At 38.2% G+C, this 6,706-nt stretch carries 5 protein-coding genes; 2 read left to right on the forward strand and 3 right to left on the reverse strand.

The genetic code is table 11. The annotated features are described in order from the left end of the window. Positions 1 to 8 precede the first annotated feature (8 nt). Entirely contained in the window at positions 9 to 902 is an 894-nt protein-coding gene (gene mazG / locus H515_RS0107905; protein WP_025877084.1) for a nucleoside triphosphate pyrophosphohydrolase, read from the reverse strand. A 130-nt stretch (positions 903 to 1,032) separates the two neighbouring features. Between mazG and H515_RS0107910 the strand changes: the two genes are divergently transcribed. Together H515_RS0107910 and H515_RS13770 are read left to right on the forward strand one after the other, a co-directional pair. After that, positions 1,033 to 3,726 carry a valine--tRNA ligase gene (locus H515_RS0107910; protein WP_025877082.1) on the forward strand — a complete coding sequence of 898 codons (2,694 nt, stop codon included), beginning with the start codon at positions 1,033 to 1,035 and terminating at the stop codon, positions 3,724 to 3,726. Positions 3,727 to 3,834: 108 nt separating this feature from the next. Beyond that, complete coding sequence (locus H515_RS13770) at positions 3,835 to 5,031, forward strand: clostripain-related cysteine peptidase (protein WP_025877080.1); 1,197 nt, start codon at positions 3,835 to 3,837, stop codon at positions 5,029 to 5,031. Between the two features lie 145 nt (positions 5,032 to 5,176). Here H515_RS13770 and H515_RS0107920 read toward each other — a convergent pair whose 3' ends face one another. Both H515_RS0107920 and H515_RS0107925 read right to left on the reverse strand, forming a co-directional pair. Beyond that, entirely contained in the window at positions 5,177 to 6,244 is a 1,068-nt protein-coding gene (locus tag H515_RS0107920; RefSeq protein ID WP_025877078.1) for a mannose-1-phosphate guanylyltransferase, read from the reverse strand. A 141-nt stretch (positions 6,245 to 6,385) separates the two neighbouring features. Continuing rightward, a partial coding sequence (locus H515_RS0107925; protein ID WP_154653674.1) for an IS30 family transposase occupies positions 6,386 to 6,706 on the reverse strand: 321 nt, incomplete at its 5' end.

A 6,706-nucleotide genomic window follows, 5' to 3' on the forward strand; every position in this document is an offset into this window, starting at 1 on the left:
TTTGTATGTTATTTGAACTCCAGAAGTTTAGCTTCGTTCCATAGTTTATCCATCTCTTTTAAGCTCATGTTTACTAATTCTTTACCACGTTTAATGGATTGCTGTTCTATATAGTTAAAACGGGAAATAAACTTCTGATTTGTGAGTTCAAGGGCATTATCTGGATTAAGTTTATAAAGGCGAGAGGCATTAATAACAGAGAAGAGGAAATCACCTAATTCCATAGTGGATTTTTCTTCATCTCCCTTTGATAGCTCTGCCTTCAATTCGTTTAACTCCTCTTCAACTTTCAACCACACGTCCTCTTTTTTCTGCCAATCAAATCCGACATTTCTTGCTTTGTCTTGAATACGATAGGCTTTAATCAGACTTGGCAGCGAATCGGGAACTCCAGAAAGAACGGTCTTATTGCCATCGCGTTCACGCCGTTTTCTTTGTTCCCAGGTTGTTTCTACTTGGGCCGCAGTTTGGGGAGAGGTTTCTTCATTGGCTGCCAATTTCCCTGACGAAGATAGAGTTTCATCTTTGTAAACGACTCGCCCTTGTGGATTTATGGTCATATTTTTGTTCTCAACATGCCAACCCTTCCAATCAATGAAGTCATGTCTGTACATCAACTTATCTGATTGTGAATTACAAACATCCGCAATATCAAAATCATTCGTCTCGCTACCAAGTAACGCATAAAAGATCACGTGTTCAAGAACATCGCCTAGTTCTTTGCAAATGTTTTTAGTGTCATTCTTCAAAAGCGCATCTGCCAACTCAAAGGCTTCTTCAATGGTGTTAGGTCGCAAACTTTCGTTTGTTTGTTTTCTGTCCCAAGGACACTCCTTGCGCAGTCTCTCTTGTATATCCAATAAACGGCTAAATGCAGCCAGCTTTTCTTCCTTAGTATGCAATCTTATATATTTTTAAAGTTAAAAGAGGTACTCAGTACCACTTTATTATGCAAAGATACATTTTTCAAGCGATTTTTTCGTAATTTTGCATCGTTTTTAATGATAATAAAGAAATAATAATATAGAATCAATGGAATTAGCAAGTAAGTACGATCCACAAATGGTGGAATCCAAATGGTATCAGTATTGGCTCGACAAACAGTTGTTTAGTTCTAAACCCGATGGGCGTGAACCATATACGGTGGTAATCCCCCCACCCAATGTAACTGGAGTGTTGCACATGGGACACATGCTCAACAATACCATTCAGGATATTCTTGTCCGCCATGCGCGCATGGAAGGAAAAAATGCATGCTGGGTACCGGGAACAGACCATGCAAGTATCGCTACTGAGGCTAAGGTTGTAAATAAATTGGCGGCAGAAGGCATCCATAAAACCGATCTTTCGCGTGATGCTTTTCTTGAACATGCATGGGATTGGACACACGAACACGGAGGAATCATTTTAAAGCAGTTGCGCAAACTCGGCTGTTCTTGTGATTGGGATCGCACGGCATTCACGATGGATGAGCAACGCAGTGAAAGTGTAATAAAGGTTTTCTGTGATCTTTATGAAAAAGGATTGATTTACAGAGGGGTTCGGATGGTGAATTGGGATCCGAGCGCCAAGACAGCTTTATCCGATGAAGAAGTAATCTATAAGGAAGAACATTCAAAACTCTATCATCTTAAATATTACGTTTCACCTGATGAACAGGCAAAAGTTGAACGCAAATCGGATGAGAATGTAATGCACAAAGACGAAAAGGGCTACTATGCTGTGGTTGCTACCACACGTCCGGAAACCATTATGGGTGATACCGCCATGTGTATCAATCCTGACGATTTAAAAAACACATGGCTTAAGGGATTGCACGTTATCGTCCCGATAGTCGGACGTTGCATACCGGTTGTTGAAGATTCGTATGTAGATATACAATTTGGTACAGGTTGTTTGAAAGTTACTCCTGCCCATGATATTAATGACCATGCTTTAGGTTTGAAGCATGGGCTTGAAACAATTGATATATTCAATGATGACGGTACGCTTTCGGAGGCAGCAGGACTTTATGTAGGACAAGACCGAATGGATGTACGCAAGCAGATATCCATTGACCTTAATGATGCTGGATTGATGGAGAAAATAGAGGATTATGATAATAAGGTTGGATATTCAGAGCGAACCCATGTACCGATTGAGCCAAAACTATCAACACAATGGTTCCTGAAAATGCAGCATTTTGCTGATATTGCACTCGATCCCGTGATGAATGATGATATAAAGTTCTATCCCAAGAAATATAAAAACACCTATCGGCATTGGTTGGAAAATATCAAAGATTGGTGTATCAGTCGCCAGTTATGGTGGGGACACCGTATTCCCGCATACTATTTCAAGGATGTTGATGGCAAGAATGCAACTGTAGTTGCCAAAACTTCAGAAGAAGCCCTCAAATTTGCAAAGGCGATAAATCCTGCTGTTAAGGCAACAGATTTGGAACAGGAGAGCGATTGTCTTGATACTTGGTTCTCCAGTTGGCTATGGCCAATCTCTGTTTTCAATGGTATTAATGATCCGGAGAACGAAGAAATAAAATACTACTACCCAACAAGTGATCTTGTAACAGGACCGGATATTATTTTCTTTTGGGTAGCACGCATGATTATGGCTGGTTATGAATACCGTAACAAATTCCCATTCAAGCATGTTTATTTCACTGGTATTGTACGCGATAAACTTGGAAGAAAGATGAGCAAGAGTCTTGGAAATTCGCCCGATCCATTGGAGCTTATAGATAAGTATGGAGCTGATGGTGTGCGTATGGGTATGATGCTTTCTGCTCCGGCGGGCAACGATATTCTATTCGATGAAAGTCTGTGTGAACAAGGACGTAACTTTAACAACAAGATATGGAATGCTTTCCGCCTTATACGGGGGTGGCAGATAGAGGATATCGCTCAGCCTGAAGCCAACATGATTGCTATAGCATGGTTCGAGGCTAAGTTGAAAGAAGTGAATGCGGAAATGGAAGAACAGTTTAAGAGCTATCGAATTTCCGAAGCTCTGATGACAGTTTACAAACTTTTCTGGGATGAGTTCTCCAGCTGGTATTTAGAGATGATAAAGCCAGAGTATGGGAAACCTATTGACCAGCAGACTTATGTGGCTACACTTCGCTTCTTTGAAACTCTCCTTAAGATGTTGCATCCATTCATGCCGTTTATCTCTGAAGAATTATGGCAACATCTGTACGATAGAAAAGATGGAGAAAGCATAATGCTTGAGCAGCTACATCTTGGACAATTAACCAAAGATGATCAAAATCTCATTACTAAAATAGAATGCGTTAAGCAGATAGTTGCTGGTATTCGTACGGTTCGCAATCAGAAAAACATTACACCAAAAATCGCATTGAGACTGGAAGTTGTTGCTCAAAACAATTTTGAACAATATAACAGCGTTATCATTAAAATGGCGAACCTCGAAAACATCAGTGTTGTAGAGGAAAAGAGTCCAGATGCATCCGGATTCATGGTTGGGACAGATGGTTTTGCAGTGCCGCTTGGAAGTCTGATTGATGTTAATGCGGAGATAAAAAAACTTGAGAAAGAACTTAAACATCTTGAGGGATTTCTAAAAGGCATTAAGGCAAAACTTTCCAATGAGAATTTTGTAGCTCATGCTCCAGAAGCAGTTATAGCCAAAGAACGCAAGAAACAAAGTGATTCGGAAGAGAAAATAGCAACTATAAAAGCTAATATTGACGAGCTTCGTAAGAAGTAAAGAGTTAGTAATGTATATTTTACTGATGAATGATCATTCATCAGTAAATCCGAAACAATTAAATTACAGAATATTACAAAGAAACAACTTGAAAAAATAGCTGTCCAGATGAAAAGAATACTCTTTGTTATATTTACTTTGTTATCATTATTTTCATGCGGGAATAAGAACGACATTGAAATTGATGAGGAGTTGTTGGATGCAGATAAAACTATCTTAATGTATCTGCCTTGGACTGGCCAGACAACGTTGAATAGCAAAGGGCAACCAATAAATGCAGGTTTATATTCCGCATTCAATAAGAATATCCGAGGTATTGAAAAATCTATTGAAACATTTGGTTCAAGTCAAAAGACACGTACCTTTGTCCTTATAGCTGATAAACCTTCCTCTGTATATCTGTACGAAATCACCTTTGAAAAAGGGAAATGTAAAAGAGACACTTTGGAACATTACGTAAATATGCCAACCAACGGGAAAAGTCTCACAGAGTATATTAGAAAAGTAAAACGTCTTTCCCCCACCCCTTTATTCTCAATGATTATGGGGGCACATGGTTCTGGATGGTTGCCTAAAAATAAAGCACGACACAAAACTCGTAGTATTGGAGGAATAACAACTACTTTTCAATTTGATATTGCAGAAATAGCTAAAGCGATAACAGACAATGGGATTAAACTACAATTTCTATGTTTCGATGACTGTTATATGGCTAATATAGAAGTTGCCTATGAGTTAAGGAATGCCACGAATTATCTGATTGCTTCGACAAGTGAAATCATGGATAGTGGAATTCCTTATGAAAAGGTTTACCGCTACATGGCATCACAGCAGCCCGACTACAAATCTATAACAAGTGGATTTTTGGAATTCTATTCAGGAACAAATCCTTATCCGTATGGGAGCCTTTCTGTAATGGACTGCAACTATATGAATGAAATCGTAGATCTTATGAAGAAATTCAATAATTCTGGTGTTGCAGCTCCCAATGACAAGGAAGTTTCTCCACAAGATCCCTATGGGCCTAACAGACATATTTATTATGATTTCGGTGACTATCTACGCAAATATAACAACCATATAAGAGAACAGGGCATGGACAGCATAAAATACGCTGACATAATTTCAAAATTTATTCCTTGCAAAGTAAAGACAAAAGAGCTCTTCACGATGTACTATGATCCGTACTTGGGAAATCCATATACGATTGATTCCTATAGCGGTACAACTATAAGTGACCCATCAATAAGTCCAGATGTAATTACTAATAAATTAAACACTGGATGGTGGAAAGCAACTCATTAGAGACTTCAGGGCAATTAAAGTTATAAGCTGAAACAGGCTTCTGGAAAAATTCTATTCAGGTAGTGTAATTTCAACTGTGTCAGACACAGTTGAAAAAACTAACATCTATTGCTCATTTAATTTAAAATATTTCTGACGTATTGCACTATTTCTCACCAGAAAATTGCTTTATTCTCTGTTCTTCTGATAATTGACAAACGAGCAATTCATCATCTTTAATTGCAACAATGTAGCCATTAAGCCCTTGCACTACAACTTTTTTAGCATCTTTTGCATGGACAATACAATTCTTACTGTCAAATACCTGAACATTATTCCCTATAATTGCGTTGCCATATAAATCATGATTCGATTGTAGATGTAATGCCCCCCATGTTCCAAGATCACTCCAACCGAAATCGGCTGGGCACACAAAAATCTCTTCAGTTTTTTCCATTATCGCATAATCAACAGAAATACTTTCACACTCTGGATACATTTCATCAATAGCTTTCTGCTCATCGTCGGTTCCTAAACAAATATATACTCGCTCAAAAATACGAGCTATTCCAGGTTGATAGATTCGGAAAGCATTGATAATTGTAGAAACATTCCAAATGAAAATACCCGCATTCCAGAAAAAAGTATTTTGACTGATATATTTCTCTGCTGTTTCAACATCAGGCTTCTCACGAAACTGGTCCACGCGGAAAATTTCTTTATTTCTTGCAGATGGCGCTGTTAAATCAGCTTGAATATAACCATACCCAGTTTCTGGTCTGTTAGGTTTCATGCCTAATGTAACAATAGCATCTGTTTCTGAAGTAAAATTGAGACAATTTTTAATAACTCTTCTGAACTCAGCTGGGTCGGTTACAATATGATCGCTGGGAGTAACTACAATATTTGCCTTTGAATCCGTCTTCTTGATTCTCCAGCTTACATATGCAATACAAGGAGCTGTGTTACGACGACATGGCTCACTTAGAATATTACCCAAAGGTATTTCTGGTAGCTGTTCATGAACGAGATCAACATACTTCTTGTTTGTAACCACCCAAACATTCTCAGGGTTGATGATTCCTTTAAAACGTTCGTATGTCAATTGCAGTAATGATTTTCCTACTCCCAGAACATCGATGAATTGTTTAGGACGTTCCACAGTACTCATTGGCCAAAATCGGCTGCCCACACCTCCAGCCATTATTACCAAGTGATTGTTTAAGTGCATCATGTATTTGTCTTTCTATTATTCTTTTTGTGCAAATATACAAAAAAATAATAATAAGGTGCTTATGTTTCTCCTTTTATTGTTTTATCTTTAACAAAATAGTATCTAATTGGTAAAACGTGAATTCAACAAGCAAGTGCAAATTTACTTAATTTGTTCGTAAAAGCACTCGTATGGTGTTTTAAATCCTAATTTCTTTCTTGGTCTCATGTTAATTTTCCTTGAACACTTTGTGATTTGTTGATGGCTGACATGTTCAAAAGTTTCTGATTTTGGCACGTATTGCCTAATCAGTCCGTTTGCATTTTCTATGCCGCCCTTCTGCCATGAAGAGTATGGATCGGCAAAATAGATGTTGACACCAAGGCTTTTTCCTATCATTTCATGGCAAGCGAATTCAGTACCGTTGTCTGTTGTAATAGACTTGACATGCCCTTTGAATGGAGATAGCAGATGTATTACAGT

The organism is Prevotella corporis DSM 18810 = JCM 8529, from assembly GCF_000430525.1.
Lineage (GTDB): Bacteria > Bacteroidota > Bacteroidia > Bacteroidales > Bacteroidaceae > Prevotella > Prevotella corporis.